This is a genomic window from Bacteroides sp. MSK.18.37 (assembly GCF_019129155.2).
Classification (GTDB): domain Bacteria; phylum Bacteroidota; class Bacteroidia; order Bacteroidales; family Bacteroidaceae; genus Bacteroides; species Bacteroides ovatus.
In genome coordinates this window covers 534,042-551,214 of record NZ_JAHOIB020000001.1, presented here as the reverse complement: position 1 = coordinate 551,214, position 17,173 = coordinate 534,042, and the positions used below count along the sequence as shown (strand labels likewise).

The 17,173-nt window shown below is 36.4% G+C and carries 10 protein-coding genes; 4 read left to right on the top strand and 6 right to left on the bottom strand.

The genetic code is table 11. The features are described 5' to 3' along the window. Window positions 1–75: 75 nt before the first annotated feature. From KSX81_RS02330 to KSX81_RS02320, 3 genes are all read left to right on the top strand, one after another. Window positions 76–963, top strand: coding sequence for a HEPN domain-containing protein (locus tag KSX81_RS02330; protein WP_004304835.1), 888 nt, complete (start codon window positions 76–78; stop codon window positions 961–963). A gap of 378 nt (window positions 964–1,341) precedes the next feature. Continuing rightward, window positions 1,342–1,722 carry a hypothetical protein gene (locus tag KSX81_RS02325; RefSeq protein WP_004304438.1) on the top strand — a complete coding sequence of 127 codons (381 nt, stop codon included), beginning with the start codon at window positions 1,342–1,344 and terminating at the stop codon, window positions 1,720–1,722. 35 nt (window positions 1,723–1,757) lie between these two features. Then, window positions 1,758–2,678: an IS3 family transposase gene (locus tag KSX81_RS02320; protein WP_143722964.1), complete on the top strand. Its 921-nt coding sequence runs from the start codon at window positions 1,758–1,760 to the stop codon at window positions 2,676–2,678. Here KSX81_RS02320 and KSX81_RS02315 read toward each other — a convergent pair. Beyond that, on the bottom strand, window positions 2,660–3,667 hold the full coding sequence (locus KSX81_RS02315; RefSeq protein ID WP_004307071.1) for an IS110 family transposase: 1,008 nt from the start codon (window positions 3,665–3,667) through the stop codon (window positions 2,660–2,662). The genes KSX81_RS02320 and KSX81_RS02315 overlap by 19 nt on opposite strands. A gap of 755 nt (window positions 3,668–4,422) precedes the next feature. Here KSX81_RS02315 and KSX81_RS02310 point away from each other — a divergent pair. Then, window positions 4,423–6,513, top strand: a complete 2,091-nt coding sequence (locus tag KSX81_RS02310) for a BT4734/BF3469 family protein (protein ID WP_118419261.1) — start codon at window positions 4,423–4,425, stop codon at window positions 6,511–6,513. Window positions 6,514–6,613: 100 nt separating this feature from the next. On the opposite strand, the gene KSX81_RS02305 is transcribed toward KSX81_RS02310, so the two are convergent. The 5 genes from KSX81_RS02305 to KSX81_RS02285 all read right to left on the bottom strand — a co-directional run bounded on the left by KSX81_RS02305 (window position 6,614) and on the right by KSX81_RS02285 (window position 16,964). Next, window positions 6,614–7,048, bottom strand: a complete 435-nt coding sequence (locus KSX81_RS02305; protein WP_004304839.1) for a DUF6078 family protein — start codon at window positions 7,046–7,048, stop codon at window positions 6,614–6,616. Between the two features lie 335 nt (window positions 7,049–7,383). After that, complete coding sequence (locus tag KSX81_RS02300) at window positions 7,384–12,591, bottom strand: DEAD/DEAH box helicase (RefSeq protein ID WP_074637889.1); 5,208 nt, start codon at window positions 12,589–12,591, stop codon at window positions 7,384–7,386. Beyond that, window positions 12,584–13,405 (bottom strand): hypothetical protein, encoded by an 822-nt coding sequence (locus tag KSX81_RS02295; RefSeq protein WP_004304843.1) that lies wholly within the window; start codon window positions 13,403–13,405, stop codon window positions 12,584–12,586. The genes KSX81_RS02300 and KSX81_RS02295 overlap by 8 nt, the downstream gene beginning before the upstream one ends. Beyond that, complete coding sequence (locus KSX81_RS02290; RefSeq protein ID WP_004304845.1) at window positions 13,398–15,359, bottom strand: hypothetical protein; 1,962 nt, start codon at window positions 15,357–15,359, stop codon at window positions 13,398–13,400. The genes KSX81_RS02295 and KSX81_RS02290 overlap by 8 nt, the downstream gene beginning before the upstream one ends. A 15-nt stretch (window positions 15,360–15,374) precedes the next feature. Beyond that, on the bottom strand, window positions 15,375–16,964 hold the full coding sequence (locus KSX81_RS02285) for a hypothetical protein (protein WP_004304847.1): 1,590 nt from the start codon (window positions 16,962–16,964) through the stop codon (window positions 15,375–15,377). Window positions 16,965–17,173: the final 209 nt, after the last annotated feature.

The following is a 17,173-nucleotide window of genomic DNA, read 5'->3' as shown; positions in this document are numbered from 1 at the left end:
TATAAGTTTTTTCCATCTCTGTAGTTTAGGGATGATAAAGTTCGTACCTTTGTAAAGTTACAAATAAGAATGATAATGAAGAAGTCTATAAAACGTTTACCCAAACGTACACAGGAAGAATTGACAGTCTTGCTGGATTTAGTGTGTAAAAACATCGAGAATTGTCAGATGGTTATCCTGTTCGGGAGTTATGCAAGGGGAAACTATGTTTTATGGGACACTAATATAGAATTTGGTGTTCATACTTCCTATCAAAGCGATTATGATATTCTTCTTGTTGTGACCGGGCAGACTAAATATGTGGAAAGAAAATTGAACCGTATTACGAATAAATATCATGACTTGTTTGCAGACCGTCGTCATGCTTTTCCACAATTTGTTGTAGAACATATTAATACAGTAAACCGTAATTTGGAAATCAGCCAATATTTCTTTACAGATATAGTAAAGGAAGGAATTATGCTTTACAATAGTGGTAAATGTGAATTGGCAAAACCGCGAAAGTTGAGTTTTAGAGAGATTCGGGATATTGCGCAGAGTGAATTTGATAGGTTGTATCCTTATGCGTGTGACTTTTTGGGTGTTGTGAAGGAATATTTCATGCCTAAAGAACAATATAACTTATCAGCTTTCATGCTTCATCAGACTTGTGAAAAATTATACTATACTATCCTGATGGTTTTTACGAATTATCTTCCAAAAACTCATAAAATTAAAGAGCTTAGTGGGATGGTAAAACGTTTCTCACAGGAATTGACCACAGTCTTTCCTCAAAATACGGATGAAGAGAAAGAATGTTTTGATTTATTATGCCGTTCGTATATCGAGGCTCGTTATAACAAAGATTTCAGTATCTCACAAGAACAACTGGAATACCTTATTGCCCGCATAGATATTCTGAAAGATATTACTGAACGCTTATGTAAAGAGAAGATTGTGGAATATGATACGATGACGGAATAATTGTTCCCTGTGAAATAAGTCGGTGTCGCATTTATAACTTGAACTCAGAGGTTCAACTCTCTATGAAATGAAAAACAAAATATATCTGTCATCTGTCACAGATTATAATCTAACTTGCAGAGTATAAGTACTTAATGCTGTGACAGCACAAGGTGACAGCAGTGTGATAGCAATAATGCTGTCACCTAAAAAAACAAATACAAAATAAAAACGCTGTTCGAAAATGAATAGTATTAGCCATAAATGGATAAGTTGTTCATTTTATTACCCCCGTACTTATGAATTGTGTCCTGCCTTGAAACCAACAGTTTCAAGGTGCGAAACTGTTGGTTCTGTAGTGTACTGAATAAGTTGACACTTCTCAAATTCGAAATTCACATGGAAGAATTAAAAAAGAAGTACACTCCTTACACAGAATCTGAACGAATGTCGTATATTCGTGAGTATTTATCGACTTCCGAAACGAAGTATCAGTTTGCCAAGCGTACGGGTATTTGCCGTCGTTTGCTGATTCTTTGGCTTGATAAGTATCATATAAATGATAAAGTTATGAGTACAGAACAACCCTCTTTAAGAAAAGACTCTGATGAGTCTCTCAATGAACTGGAGAAAGAACTCGCTGCATTGCGTGCCGAAAACCGCAAGCTTCAACGTGCTCTTCAGGAAGAAAGTCTTCGTCATGAAGCTTGTGAGGAATTGATTAATCTTGCGGAGTCAACCTATCACATCAAGGTTCGAAAAAACTCCGATGCCAAGTAATCGACACCTTGTCACAGGGGAACTCTGCCCTTCATATGCGCGGCAGTCTGCAGTTCCTCTGTGATTACTTCGGCATAACCAGACAAGGTTATTATAAGCATGTCAACAGAAAAATGGAAATAGACATCCTCACATCAAGCATTGTGTTGTATTGTAATGAGTTACGTAAACTTATGCCCAAGGCTGGTATGCGTGAACTCTATGCATGCTGCCTCCGCAAGTTTGGTGTCAGGATGGTCATTGGACGTGATCAATGCTATAATATTTTTCGTGCCAATGGCCTTTGTCAACGTGTCAGACGTGTGAGGCCAAAGACAACAAATTCCAATCATAATTATTACATTTATCCAGACCTGCTGAATGTCACGCCTAAATTTGTAGCTGACACATTCGGTTCAATGGTTGTAGCGGACATAACCTATGTTGCCACGTGCCAGGGATGGGCTTACCTGTCCCTTCTTACCGATGCGGGCAGTCGGGCCATAGTCGGATATGCCCTGTGCAAAACACTCGAAGCGGAAGGTCCTTTAAAGGCACTGAGGATGGCTATGGACTTTTACAACAGATACAATGTTGATTTGAATAATCTGATACACCATTCTGACCGGGGAGTGCAATACTGCTCAAACCTGTATGTAGGTATGCTCAAGAAACATCATATTAATATCAGTATGACTCCGTGTGGGGATCCGCTACATAATGCTCTGGCTGAACGGATGAATAACACGATCAAGAATGGGTGGCTTTTTGACTGTACAGATGACAGCTTTGAACAATTGGATAAACGTATAGCCGATGCCATATATGCATACAATTATGTTAGACCGCATCAAGGCATACAAATGAGAACTCCGATGGAATATATTCGTAAATGCAGTGGAAAGGTAGCTGAAGTCCCGCTCGTCGGGACGGGTGCTCCCGCCCCTATTCTTATGGATTACGCAAGCGAATTTTGATAATTTCTCGAAAAAAAAGCATCCGTCCTAATTACAGCGAACATAATCGTAACTAATTTCGCTCTAACTGCATTCAGAACCGACATCTTATTTTTTCCCTCTTCGACCTTTCTGTCATAATATTTCTTCAATGGACTATTTTTCACTTGTGAAACAGATAGTGCCGCCATATGTAGCAAATGCTTGATGCTCTTGTCAGCCCTATTAGATACTCTATTTTTAGAACGTTGGCTACTTCCTGACACATAGACGAACGGAACAACTCCTGCATGACAGCAAAACTTCCTGGGATCAGTAAAAGAAGTGAAAGCATCTGTTTCCATGATCATCTTCAGTGCAACACGTTCCCCAACTCCATCCACAGACATGAGTAAATCCATTTGATGAGCAATGACAGGTGCCTGATTTATAAGTTCTTTTATTTCAAGGTCTATTTGTGCTATGTAATCCGTAAATGTATTGATAATCCCTTCAACTCTATTGCATTTAGCAATATATATTGAGTGTTCCATATAGTCTACCTGATCTTTTAGCTGGGATTGATATTTAGCCCTATCTGCAACAAGCATACTGCGTTCTGTTGATAAGTTTTTGAGTTTTTGTATTATAAGCTCTGATGCGGTATACGGTTGTAGGCAATCATTATATCTTTCTGCATACATTGCTATTCGGCAGGCATCTATTTTATCATTTTTGCCACGAGGTATTCCATGACAATATTTTATTTTAGCTGCATCTTCCAAACATAAGTAGACTCCTATACTTTTTGTTGCACAGACCAAAGGATAGGTATATTGCCCTGTATGTTCCGCACAGACAACCAAACTGTCCTCAGAGAGGAAAAATTTCTCAAACGTTCTTGTTAACCAAGATTTAATAGAGGATAGATCATTAGGAATAACATCATAAAGGATGTCCTTACCGTTACTCCTTAAACATAAATCCAATTTTTTCTTACTCACATCAACTCCTAAATAAAAAACTTTCATACTTTTGTTTTTGAACATTAAACAAAAAAGAAAGGACCTGAACTTGACCTAATAACCTTAAACAGGTTTACTGAAATTCTTATATGGGTTTGAGTTCAAGGAAGGAGCAAAAGGACCGAATAGGGACTTAGACTTGACTTCTATTGCCGCTGATGGTTTTCCTTTTGCTTTCCTTTCAATATCAATTCAAAGATAAATATTTTGATGCTGCAAATCTAAGGTTGCCGCTAGGGCGATCCCCGAGCGAAGAGTTTTTGTTATTTAATGAAAGTTTACAGCCCGAAGTCTTGCACTTATAAGAGAAGATACATAATTTTGCAAAATATCTAAAATGACAACTTATACAGGAATTACAAAGGGACAAGTAAACTTATTTAGGTTTTAAAAAATATTGAGTAAACGAACTTAGGTATAACAAGCGAAGTTGTCAACTAAATCCAGTACAGTACATTCTGCGGTTTGAAACTTTAGTTTCATACGCTTGAAACTCTAGTTTCAATTACTTGAAACCATTGGTTTCTCACCGATGAAACTATAGTTTCCTTTAGCTGGAACTGTAGTTTCAAGCGGAGAAAACTAATTTGCCCCGTAATAGAGTGGTGGCAATCCCGTTTCTTTCGGTTAAAGAGATGCTTGATATATCAATAATTTTCTGTATTAAAAACTTGTTTTCTTTGCCGGTTTCGGATATTATGACTAATTTAGCAGTCTCAACGATCACAAAGACGCTGACAAAACAAATTATTATCAAATTAATGAAAATTACTCAATTTCGTAAGAACGAAGATACGATAGCGCTTAGCGTAATGGATCTAGATATACTGGTAAATAAGATAAAGACAGAAATAAAATCCCGTCCTGTTTCTACATTCAGAGAGCATCTGCGATATACCCTTTCCGATGAACGGTGTATGTTTGCCGATAAACTGCCCAAGATAATTCCTGCTGCCGAATTTCGAAAAGTAAACGGTCAGAAACAGATGAAAAACTACAACGGTATTGTAGAACTGACCATCGGTCCCTTGTCCAATAAGTCGGAAATCGCTTTAGTGAAACAAAAAGCCTGTGAGCAACCACAAACCCGTTGTGTTTTTATGGGTTCAAGTGGCAAAACAGTGAAAATATGGACTACCTTTACCCGACCGGACAACTCGCTTCCCAATACACGGGAAGAAGCGGAATTATTCCACGCCCATGCTTATCGATTGGCTGTGAAATGTTATCAGCCCCAGATCCCATTCGATATACTTCCCAAAGAACCGACTTTGGAACAATATTCGCGATTATCCCACGATCCGGATATCATATATCGTCCGGATTCAGTCCAATTTTATCTCTCTCAACCATCATCAATGCCCGAAGAAACCACTTTCCGTGAAGCGGTTCAGGCGGAGAAATCCCCATTAACCCGTGCCGTACCGGGATATGATGCGGAAAATGCCTTCCTGATGCTTTTCGAAGCCGCTTTTCGGAAAGCGTATGCCGATCTCCGGGAAGCGGGACTCGAATTGAGCGAAGACACATGGCATCCTTTAGTCGTCCAACTGGCTAAAAACTGTTTTGCTTCGGGACTTCCGCAAGAAGAAGTCGTGAAACGTACCGTTTTCCACTTCTATATGTATAAACAGGAAGAACTTATCCGGCAAATGATTGGTAATATATATACCGAGTGCAAAGGTTTCGGCAAGAATATCAGCCTAAGCAAAGAGCAGCAACTCGCCTTGCAGACAGAAGAATTCATGAAACGCCGCTATGAATTCCGCCATAATACCCAAATTGGTGAGGTAGAATATCGTGAAAGGCTTTCTTTCCGTTTCCGCTTCAATCCTCTCGACAAACGTGCGTTGAACAGCATTGCTTTGGATGCACAAATGGAAGGCATCCCCTTGTGGGACAGGGATATTAGCCGTTATATTTACTCCAATCGCGTGCCTGTATTCAACCCGTTGGAAGATTTTCTCTACCGGCTTCCTGCGTGGGACGGCAAAGACCGTATTCGTGCATTGGCAGCCACCGTCCCTTGTAAGAATCCGTATTGGATGGATTTGTTCCACCGTTGGTTTCTCAATATGGTTTCTCATTGGAAAGGAAGCAATAAAAAGTATGCAAACAGTGTTTCGCCCTTACTCGTCGGACCGCAAGGGACACGTAAATCCACCTTTTGCCGGAGCATAATGCCCCCTTCCGAGCGTTCCTACTATACTGACAGCATTGATTTTTCCCGAAAGAAAGATGCCGAACTTTACCTCAATCGTTTTGCGCTTATCAATATCGATGAATTTGACCAGGTGAGTTCGACACAACAAGGCTTTCTGAAACATATTCTGCAAAAGCCTGTGCTGAATGTGAAGAAACCTCATGGCAGTGCCGTGCTTGAAATGCGCCGTTACGCCTCATTCATAGCCACAAGTAACCAAAAAGACTTGTTGACCGACCCTTCCGGCAGCCGTCGTTTTATTTGCATCGAAGTGACCGGAGTGATTGACACCAACCGTCCGATAGACTATGAGCAGCTTTACGCACAAGCTATGTACGAATTGGAACATGGCGAACGTTACTGGTTCGATCAGGAGGAAGAAAAGATCATGGTGGAAAACAACCGTGAATTTGAACAAGTCCCACCGGAAGAGCAACTTTTCTTCCGTTATTTTCGTGCCGCACAGCCTGAAGAAGGGGAGTGGTTGTCTCCAGCGGAGATTATGGAAGATATTCAAAAAGGCAGTTCAATCCCGATGTCTGTCAAGAGGGTTAATTCCTTCGGAAGAATACTGAAAAAGCAAGAAATACCTTCCAAACATACGCGTAGCGGTACACTCTATCATGTTGTAAGACTAATAACCAAGTGACGGCAAAAATGCCATCACCCTGCTGTCACCTCTTGCTGTCACAGTCTTATTGGCTCATTACTAAACAATTAATTCCTAAACTGTGACAGATGACAGCAACTCACCAAATATATTCTTCTGTGTAGCGTTGGTAAGTTGGCTCTTCTTTTATCCCTTTATTGCGGAATAGTTGTCTGATGTAGGCTTGGTCTTTAGGCATAAGCCCCCGTTCTCCACGATAGAACCGATAATATCCTGTTTTCCCATAGTGTCCCACTAATTGTATTCTGATACTGACTGCATCCTCATAGGGAATTCTGTTAAGCAACTGTTTAAGGCCCCATGCCACATGGACTTTTGCAGTAGTTTTAAAACATTCGCACTGATTCCCATCCGCAGGATAACGTGCCGGATTAACGATAGTGATATATAGGTTGTCGGCTGTATCAAGTTGTGTAGCTGTGTGGCGCAGGCATTTTGAGGCTTGTGGACATTGAACGTTGAAGCAACGGGCAAAATTGTAGGGGACAGACAGATTGTCGGGTTCTTCTTTCATCTTGTTGGGCTTATTTTATTTGTGAGATATTTAATGTTTTACAAATTTATAATCTTTACAAAGATAAAGTTTTATTTTAAGAGTAAGAAATGTATGAACAAAAAATTCCCTTTTTCCTTTAGAAAAAGGGAATTTTGAAAATATTATTTTTATTCTTTTGTTTGTATTTTCGTTCAACGAAAGTATAACTGATTTATGTTTAGCTTGATAATGACTTTTTACTAACTAAAATATATTACTACCAATTATACTTGAAAAGTCAAACATGAATATTGGTATATTTATTGGGATGTGTTTATACATAATGATTTGTATGTCAGTAAAATAAACATTACTTATACTGATTTTCCCAAGTCAAATATAGAAATTATATCTATCTCTTTGAGAATAGAATGTTTGTCTAAAATAGATTCTATGTATTCTGTTGACCATAGAGGATGTGTTATTATTCCACCAACTTCTCCTGTACTAGTAGTTGCAATGTATAAATCTTCATGTTTAGAAAATTGCAGATGTCGTTTTTCTAACAATAAACCAACATTATTTTCGATATACTCTTGCCAATACTTTGTATTGAAATCAATTTGGGCATCTGGATCAGAAGCAATTTTGGCTAAATCTAGTCCTAAACGCCAATCTAGAATCGGATGTTCTTGCTGATTGGAATAGTCACGAATGCAGTCGTAACAAGATGAGGTACAATTGCTCATGTGAGATGACGCACATAGAAGATTGTAGATAGTACCGTCTTTAATGAGGGGGGCTACTATAGCCTCTAAAGGAACATTTGCATATTTTCTTCCACTTAGATAATTACAATAACCAGAGCCATTCTCAAGTCTTTCAACAATAAATATTTCAGGCTTGTGAGTGATTGATGATATATGATAACCAATACTTAATTCAGAAGTATCTATGTCAAGATAACCGGCAACGGATCTTCTCACAAGATAGCCCCAGGATAAGAATGCAGCTTTTACTGCATAATAATTCTTATTTTCAGTCAATGGATTGAGGCATATTCCGTTTGGTTCATGTTCGAAGGCTATTGTGAGAATACCTGTTGACTTAGATAAGACGAATGCTAATTTTTTCTCATACCTCAGTTCTAATTTATTTTGCATATCTTGAGGATATGCTTTTCTTGATACCCAAATGTTATTGGGATTTAGTCCCATTGTGTAAAACTCTCCATTATTGTCATTAACTTGGTGCACTAATCCTTGTGTAGGTATCATATTATTTCGTAATTGGAGATTTTTAACAGGCGGACATGGTTGCAAATAATCTTCACAATCAAGTTTGATATCGCTATTTGGAGAGTACCAATCGTAAGAACCATTGAAGTCTTGAGGCTTTATGTTGTAATCAACGCAGAATCCTAAAGGAGAACAAACTTGAATTTTTTCCATCTCTTGTGCACAAACGGGACATTTAGCAGTTTCTGTATTTAAGGACATGGTCGAATAACCACATTGGTTACAGCGAAAGAGTGGTTTGGTATGGATATTGAGACTGCCACTTTTTACAGATACTATATGCTGTTGATTATATTCATAATCAACCACTCCTACAGCACGATAGATTTTTTTGTCTTTTACAATTTCATGTCCTGGAGCGAAAGAATTTAGTGCCATCTCCATATCTCTGTTTACAACATCTTCGGCTGGTAACTTTTGAGGTTTGCTTAAGTAGAGATTTCGTGTTCGAGTAGGGAAACCAAACATAGGTAATAAACCTGCATTAGCCAATCTTTCGCTAAGAAGAGTTTGTGTATAATCAGAACTTGTTGCTATTTTAGAAATGCGATCTACGAGTTCATTTTGTATATAGAGTAGAATAGCCTTTTTATCAGCGTCCGATATATCTGTGCATCTAGTGACAACTTCAATAATATGTTTTATTTGTTCTGTGTTGTCTTTAATCCAGTTTATAACCTTACATTTGTTCTGGTTTTCCCAAGTTGCAACTAAACCAAAGCTGCCATGTACACTTTCTGCATTTGAATCTATCGATTTTAGTGCATTATAGAGTATTTCTTTGTAGATAATTCGCTCTGCGATTTCCTTGATACGAACTTCTAGATAAGGGTCTTTAGGGGTAGCAGAAACCATTCTGTCTGGTTCAAAGTAATGAGTAATGTCATGACTTGTTCCTTTTGCAATTGTCAATGCTACAGATAAAGGATTACCACGGCGACCAGCACGACCTACACGTTGTTGGTAATTAAATCGTTGTGGAGGCACATTTCCCATCATAACTGCGGATAGAGAGCCAATATCAACACCCGCTTCCATTGTCGTAGTAACACTAAGCATATCTATACCGTTTACAGAAGGAATTTCGTTAGTTAAAAATATATCTTGAAATAAACGTTGTCGTTTCCTTGATTCTTGACGAGATGTTTGTCCTGACATTTCTTCACAATGGAGACGATAGATCTCTTCAGTAGAGTTGACCAATGAAAGATAATAATCCTCAGGATCATGTAAATCGTTTTCAGCAATATCCTTACTTTTTCCTAGTTTGCCTTGACAATTAGTACATATACCATTAGAAGGCTGAAGATGTATTGTCTTACAACGAGGACAAATCCAATATTTCATGCCTGGTGTTGCTTTGCAAAAAGCTATTTTTTCACCAGTGAGAGCAACAATCTCTCTATCAATAATACCGAGTTTTCTCATGAGTTGTTTTATCTCATTTAGCTTTTCTGTTTGTTGGGTTATATTGGTTATACCCCAAACGGCCTTAACCATTTTTCTGACAGCCCTTGGAAATGCATTTGGAATGGGATATTTAGAATCAAAACCTTTAATACGTCTTTTTTCTCCCAAAATACGTATTGTGGAATTTATAAATTGAAGCATTACAGGATCTATATTTTGAGGGGTACTACATGATATGTATCCAAGTTTCATTGATTCAAATGATTTCTTTTTATGAGCAAAAATACTCATGATTTGTTCATGTTTGTTGGCTAAACGAATTTTGTTATAGTATTCATTTGCAGCATCTCCTATATCTGTATTTACAACATATTGTTCAAAATCAAAGATTGATGACCAATCTCCCACAAGTGGATCACGTGCTATGGAAGGTTTAGGTCCTGCTGGATTGGATCCAATTTGAAGTAATCCTTTAAACACATCAGATGTTATGTTTTCAAGACTCACATTCTCTATGTTACGGAATAGATTGTTTAATTCATTTTGTTCCTCAGATGTGAGTCCCCACATTTTATTCTGTATTAGTTCGATGAGTCTCACATATAGTCCTTGATTACGTAACTCTGTCAACTTCTCATTTTCGTCACGGGAACTAATGTTTACCTCTAAAGGCTGATAGTGACGCAAAAAGTTTATGCTATCATTATCTCCTTTTAATGCTTGAAGCATCAGCCATCTTACGACATCTCTGTAATGGTCTAACTCAATGCCAGCTGAAAGTTTAGCAGCTGCCTGGCGACTGTCGGAAAAAAGTACAACTTTAGTGTTGTTTTCATGAGCATTTTTCATAGTTCTAACTAAAGAGTCTGCAAGGACTTGATTGACTTTTTGAAGTCCTGTGCTATGTCTTTTGAGAGGGGTAAAACTATTTGCGTTTTCAATGCGATACTCTATTTCACATTGTGGGCATTCTGAAGGGAAACGAGTATCTTTATCAGTCTTTTGTTCGTGTAATAGATATTCTCCGTGAGGATGTTTTTTGAATTCTCCGGTTTCGCTATTATACTGGACTTTTGTCCAACCTTTATAATCGCCTTCTGATTGCCATAAGATCGCATATTGACAGAATTGTGAACCGATTGGTTTATCTACAGATAAATATGTTCGTCCACCACGATTAATTATATATCCTCCAAGGTAGGCTTCTCCACAGTTCTCGCATATAATCAGTTCAAGAATGTTATGACCGCATGAACATATGGAACGTGGACTTTTGTAGAATTTACCCAGCAAACGGTTGTTGAACTTGTGTTTTTCGTTTAAACATTCGCAATATGGATTGGAACATGCCCATAAGCCATTAATTGCACGGAAAAAGAAGTGAACTCTTAATGGGAGTAGATATCCTTTTTGTGTTTTGCTTTGGCAGATAATTTTGAGAAATGAGGTTATGAATGGTTCTGCATTTTTATCAATGATACCCATGCGTGTAGCTATATCAATAGCATTCATGGCAACGATGTTGCCAGATTTGTCGGTCATTGCAAACTTCAGCCATTCGACTAAATGGTAGCGTTCTGATATTTGTAAATATGAGTTGCATGTTAACTGTGAAAATAAGCTTGCTTCACGTTCCTTTTCTGTTATTGAGGTATTGGCATAGTTCACAAAGGCTTCAACAGGTAGGCATGTTTCAGGTTTTGATGTAAGTGTATTTTTGTCATTAGTAAAAATAGAAAATTTGTCCTTGAAAAAATCTTTTGCTACGCCGAAGAATTCACAAAGGAAGTCAGATGTTTGTTTATTTTCTCCCATTGACGCACTTGAAGCCAAGAACTGCACTTGTGGTGAATCTGGTGTTAGTCCAAGGCGGTCTAATAGCACTCTTATAAGATATGCAACTTCTGTGCCTGCTGTACCTCGATAAGTATGTAGCTCGTCTATAACAAGATGAAATACGTGAGATTTATCTTCAGCCAACCAACGTTTGGTATCTTCAAATATCGCTGCTTCAATGTTGCGCATAAGCATGATATTAAGCATACTGTAGTTTGTTATTAATATATCTGGGGCGTTTTTCTGCATAGAAAGTCTGTCCCACATTTCTGCGCTATCCTTTTCCATACAAGGCACATGATACAGAAGTTCTCTATTTTCTTCATTTTGGGAAGCAGCTTGTTTAGCTGCCTTCCATTCCTCGACAAGTTGATTTTTTTCTATTCTTATTTTATCTTTAGCACTGTCAGCACTGCCACTAACAGGTGTGCTACCTGTATAACGTCCAAAATAAAAACGATGCCCGTTGCGATATTTATCTAACCAGTCCAATGCTCCTGAATGATTTTCTCTTCGGCTATTCAATGATTTTCGGAGTCTTATCATTTGATCTTCTGCAAGTGCGTTCAATGGATACAGAATCATTGTTCTCATAGCTCTTGGACGGTTTGTAGACCAAGAACTGGATTCAGAAATAAGATCTGCAATGATTGGTAACAAAAAACATTCAGTTTTACCTGAACCTGTACCAGTGGTAACTACAATGTGCTTTCTATTGAGATAAGATTCTTTTAAGGCATTATATTGATGCTTATATAATATACGTTTCTCAGAATTGTTATTATAAAACAAACCGGATTGGACAAATTTAGCTAGTTCGTTCGATACATTTTCGTTTTTGCAGAACTGTTCAAGTGATGCTTGCTCTTTGTATTTGGGAACTATTTCAATGATAGGAGGTTGGCATATTGTGCCATTTTCTTTCAGTAGTTCTTTTCGTTCTGCATCGTATTGTTCATTAAAGAAAGGGATGCCACTGCTGATGTACTTTAAATATGTATCTCTTAATTCATTATATATTTGGATTGGATTATTCATATTGGATTGAGTTATTTAGAATTCTATTAATTTGATTCGCGATATTAAGGTTTATATTTGGAAAAATATATAATCCTTGTTCAAAGAAGGGAGTATTGCCTTCTAGTAATGATTCTAACAATAATATTCTATAGAGCAATATGGGAAAACGATAACTTGTGATGTACATTCTCTTGTCTTTTAGGCTGTACTTTCCATTTCCTCTTCCGTCAATAGAACGACTATAGCAATACGCTACATTGATTCCGTCAGGATTTACATTCCAATAGGGAACAGCTACAACTCGCCTCGTTTCAGGATAAACGAAATAATACTTGAGATTCCAATCTTCTTTTTGCGCTACTCCGAATTTAATTTCTCTGTTGTCAAACTTGAGGGAAGAGAAATCATTGAGAGGCAGAGGCTCAAATTTACTAACAATATCCTTTACTGTAGGAAAGTGTTTAAGAATTGAAACAGCATTAAATCTATAGATTTTCTTGAAATCAATATGTGGTACCTCTTTGCTGCGAAATATAAAAGGAAATGCTGTAGATACATCTAGAGATTGATTGAATGTATTTGTATAAATACAAAAATCCCTTTTTGTAACAGCAATAGGTTCTGTTACTTTAAAACAATTATCACCACAAAAATCAATATTTCCTGCAAAAAATAGCGGCAGAAATATTTTCCATGCAGGGTGCTCCTCAATCAAAAGATTATATTGTAAATTAAGATATTCGCAATATTTTTTGATAGTATTATAATTGACTTGATTTTGAAGACTCATCCAAGTAAATAAGGCTTCCTGACATTCTTTTATATTATTCATAATCGCTTTGAATGTATGATAGATATTCATTGGAAGGAATAGGAGATATGGATCTCATATTCTTTAGCATGTCAGCTTTAAGATAACCAGTTTTGTCTGATTTTTCATTAGAATATAGATTTTCCTTTTTTTCATCAATAGTGTAGTCATCATTTTGTAAACAGCCAAAATAACGAATGCTTTGTTGGGCTAAAGGTAATCCTTCTTCTGCGGTTGATGTTAATAGCAAGCGTAAATTATCTGGAAATATAATTTCCGTATTAGGAAAATTAATACGTAATCCCATTGATATATCTACTATAGGTTGCAGATAACAAGGTAAATATGACATGTTGATATTTTCTAATATGTAATAGTGTATGATATCAGGATTGCTTATACAACTGTGGATCATGGTATTAAGACCATTGTTCCACACATTAGAGAATGAACGCCACTCGGGAGTAACATATTGAATGGAATATTTGCAGCGACCTGTAGCTTTTATAATTGAGTGGATTATACGGTTATCAGGAACTAATATTGCCTTATAATGAACCATATACTGCCCAATTTTTTTAGCTATCTCAGTTTTACGATTATTTTTAGTGAGATAGAATTCTAGTCTTGTTTTAAAAGTTTGGGGTAATTTAATCTCTTCAGATTCATCGTTCAGAGATTCTATTGTTTCTCCAAAATCAGTTGGTGCATTATTATTGGTCTTTTGAAAAGTAGGGTGTGGTAATATAGCTTGCTTTGTCTTTTGCGAAACGATTATTTGCATTACATCTTTAATAACTGCAAAATCATTAATAATGTGTTCTTTATTATCTTCTATGCTATGCAGCGTATTCTCTAATTCCTCGATAGCTGTTTTATATTCCTCAATTTTAGTAAGTTGTAATGCAATAATTTCCTCTGCAAGTTTTGTCTTTTTATTTAATTCTTCATTATTTGCATTAAACTCTGCATTTGCTTCCTCGATTTTTCTATGAATCTTGGAAATTACATCAGCAGCATTTGTATGCTCTTTCTCTATGAGAAGTCGATTCGTTTCTTTTAAATTTTCAAGCTCTTTGGCATACTTGCTTTTTGTCTTTTCAATGAATTTCTCACTATTGATTTCAATGGATTTGTCAATAGTGCGTTTTAGAGTCGGAAGGGTAAGGAAGTTAGTCATCTCTTCATAAGAAAAGACAAATAATTCGAGCATGCTAGAAAGTCTGTTGATTCTACTTTTTAACACAGGCTTGTGTAAGATTGATTTGCTAATTAATCCAATTAATCCATTTTCTATTTCATCCAGTGATTTTGAGTTAAGAGCCTGACTCCATTCTTTAACTAAAAATTCTTTTATAAGCCAATCTCGTAGTATTGAGTCTGGCATAATATCAATAGCTCTTGTGGGACCATCTAAATGGTTTCCAATGAGTACGTAATGTGTATGATCGTATGTGACAAATGATTCATGGTTGGCATTCTTTACAAAATGAAGATCCATTTCTGTAATATAATACTTTTTGATATTATCTGGATCAATAAGATATAATTTGCTGAGTATGCATAGATATGTTGGCGATGTATTATCTAGGCGCCCATTAGTTTTTAGATTCTTGTAGGTCTTATCAGGATTTTCATCTATTTCGTTAGCTAACCCATTGATGATAACAGTGCCATATTCGTCTGGCATACCATTTTCTCTGTCCCAAATAAATTTGTCCGCACCATCATTGTTGGATGGCATCATACCTGCAAATATACATTTACCTATAAGTTCCTTGTATCTGTCTTGAAATCCTGGAGCAAATACTCGTCCTCGGGAAGGAAAAACTTGTTTAGCTTCTGTTGGTGATAACGGTGTAAATTTCCAATCGCTACCTAAATATCCTACTGCATTTATAATAGCGTGCTTGGTATTAGGTTGAGCTTCAACAACACCAACAATTTTAAATTGAGTATAATCAATGTCGGTCATATTTTATAATGTTAATTATTTTGTATTTTTTAGTGTTATATTTCTTTCTTTATAAGTTGCAATAGGAGCGAAAAGTTCTTTTCTGCACCATAGTGTTAGAGGATTAATTTCTTTTGGAGCATTAGATATTAGTGAATAGGACGAAAAATCTATTCCGGTAACATTTCCTTCGGTGCTTTGAGGAGTCCAAAATGCAGATTTTCCTTGAGCTATCCTCCATTTAGAATGCTCTCCCCACATATGAATGACAGGAAATACTTTTGTTATACAGATATTTATACTTTTATAGCCTTTAATCTTGATTTGATGGCATCCCTCGTTTAAGTCAAAACTATAGACAGCTCCTTCATAAGACACTTCTTCTTTGTCATCAATCCAAAAAGTTGCAGTTTTTTTGAATTCAAGTAGGGGAGGTGCGCCCAACAAATATGTGTTCTGCGCAACTTTAAGTCCACCACGTAATGTATATGGACGTTCATTTGCGTAAAATTCTTCGTAATAAGTAGAACTATGGGAAATCTTGACTAATACAAATCCTGATGTTTTTTTTATCACATCTTTTTCGTAATATATGTAATTCCGTGAGTTTGATGAAAAGAGTGCAATGCCTTCATCCTCATAATTATCTATATAGCGGCTTTCTTCCCAATACCCGTCGTAGTCATTGCTTTTCTTGAAGAGAATAACATTGTCACGTTTATATGTATAATATTCACGAAATTCATGTTTATTTTTTAAAGAACGAAAGGGTATATTTTTAATAAGTTTTCCAGATTCATTTTCTATAATATCAATAGACCAAGTATTGGCTAATTCAAGAAGATATAACTGATTTTTTGCCTTTGTGATCTTTTTGGTGTGAAAATTATCTGTGTATTCTCCATCCCAAAATAAATAATATTGATATATCTGTTTATTTGCTAGTTCTCTATTTTCTTCAAGAATTCTTTGTGATCTATTAGAGTAATAACTGTTAAAGTGGTAACGTCCAACAATATTCCAGAAATCTTGTTCTGAGATATCTTCATTGGGATACAGTTTCTTCTCAACAAAAAATGTAGCAATTTTTTTCAGATCTTCTCTGTTGAGTACAAGCTTTGAATGTACTTTCGGATATTGCACATAACGATCCCTTCTTTGACCTTGTATTGGAGTACACTTATTGGCTATGACAAATCCATTTGTAGAACACCAATCATAATACTTTTTCCAAATCTTATCTTGATAACTTACCGCCCATTGCTGCCATTCGTTCAAATCTATATTTAATATATCAGGACTACAAATACGATCTCGGAAATTCGAAGCTGTATAGCCACTAGAATTTTCCATCTTTGAGGCTGCATATAATTGAGTGCCAATGAATCCCAGAATTTCCATAAAAAGTGAAGAATCCCTCACATTCCATATACTTTTCTGTTGAATGAAATGAGTGAAGTCCGTAATAGTGATACCATGATGAGTGCAAAAAGACTCAATGAAGTAAGTGTCAATGAGAGGAAACACTTCATCCCCTCTTTTATCATTACTAAAAAAGGATTTTTGTATATATATCCCTAGAAGTGAATATATTCTAGACGGATGAAGTACTAATTCACTATCCATAACTTATGTCACTATTGATGAATAGAAATGTTTTATATGTTGAGGCATGTGTTATTAATTTTGTTTTAAATACTCTTTGTTATTTGCAAAAGTTGAGTAATTGAAACTTAACAACATGTAAGCAATTCTGTAATCTATTTCTATTGTTTAATTAGACTATTGACTTAGGCAAGCATTATTATTATGTTGGTTTTATACTGTTGAGGTGT

What these genes read in the sequence shown, in the direction of transcription:
- KSX81_RS02330 (WP_004304835.1), top strand. Translation starts at nt 76, where the DNA reads ATGAAGAAGTCTATAAAACGTTTACCCAAACGTACACAGGAAGAATTG.
- KSX81_RS02325 (WP_004304438.1), top strand. Translation starts at nt 1,342, where the DNA reads ATGGAAGAATTAAAAAAGAAGTACACTCCTTACACAGAATCTGAACGA.
- KSX81_RS02320 (WP_143722964.1), top strand. Translation starts at nt 1,758, where the DNA reads ATGCGCGGCAGTCTGCAGTTCCTCTGTGATTACTTCGGCATAACCAGA.
- KSX81_RS02315 (WP_004307071.1), bottom strand. Translation starts at nt 3,667, where the DNA reads ATGAAAGTTTTTTATTTAGGAGTTGATGTGAGTAAGAAAAAATTGGAT.
- KSX81_RS02310 (WP_118419261.1), top strand. Translation starts at nt 4,423, where the DNA reads ATGAAAATTACTCAATTTCGTAAGAACGAAGATACGATAGCGCTTAGC.
- KSX81_RS02305 (WP_004304839.1), bottom strand. Translation starts at nt 7,048, where the DNA reads ATGAAAGAAGAACCCGACAATCTGTCTGTCCCCTACAATTTTGCCCGT.
- KSX81_RS02300 (WP_074637889.1), bottom strand. Translation starts at nt 12,591, where the DNA reads ATGAATAATCCAATCCAAATATATAATGAATTAAGAGATACATATTTA.
- KSX81_RS02295 (WP_004304843.1), bottom strand. Translation starts at nt 13,405, where the DNA reads ATGAATAATATAAAAGAATGTCAGGAAGCCTTATTTACTTGGATGAGT.
- KSX81_RS02290 (WP_004304845.1), bottom strand. Translation starts at nt 15,359, where the DNA reads ATGACCGACATTGATTATACTCAATTTAAAATTGTTGGTGTTGTTGAA.
- KSX81_RS02285 (WP_004304847.1), bottom strand. Translation starts at nt 16,964, where the DNA reads ATGGATAGTGAATTAGTACTTCATCCGTCTAGAATATATTCACTTCTA.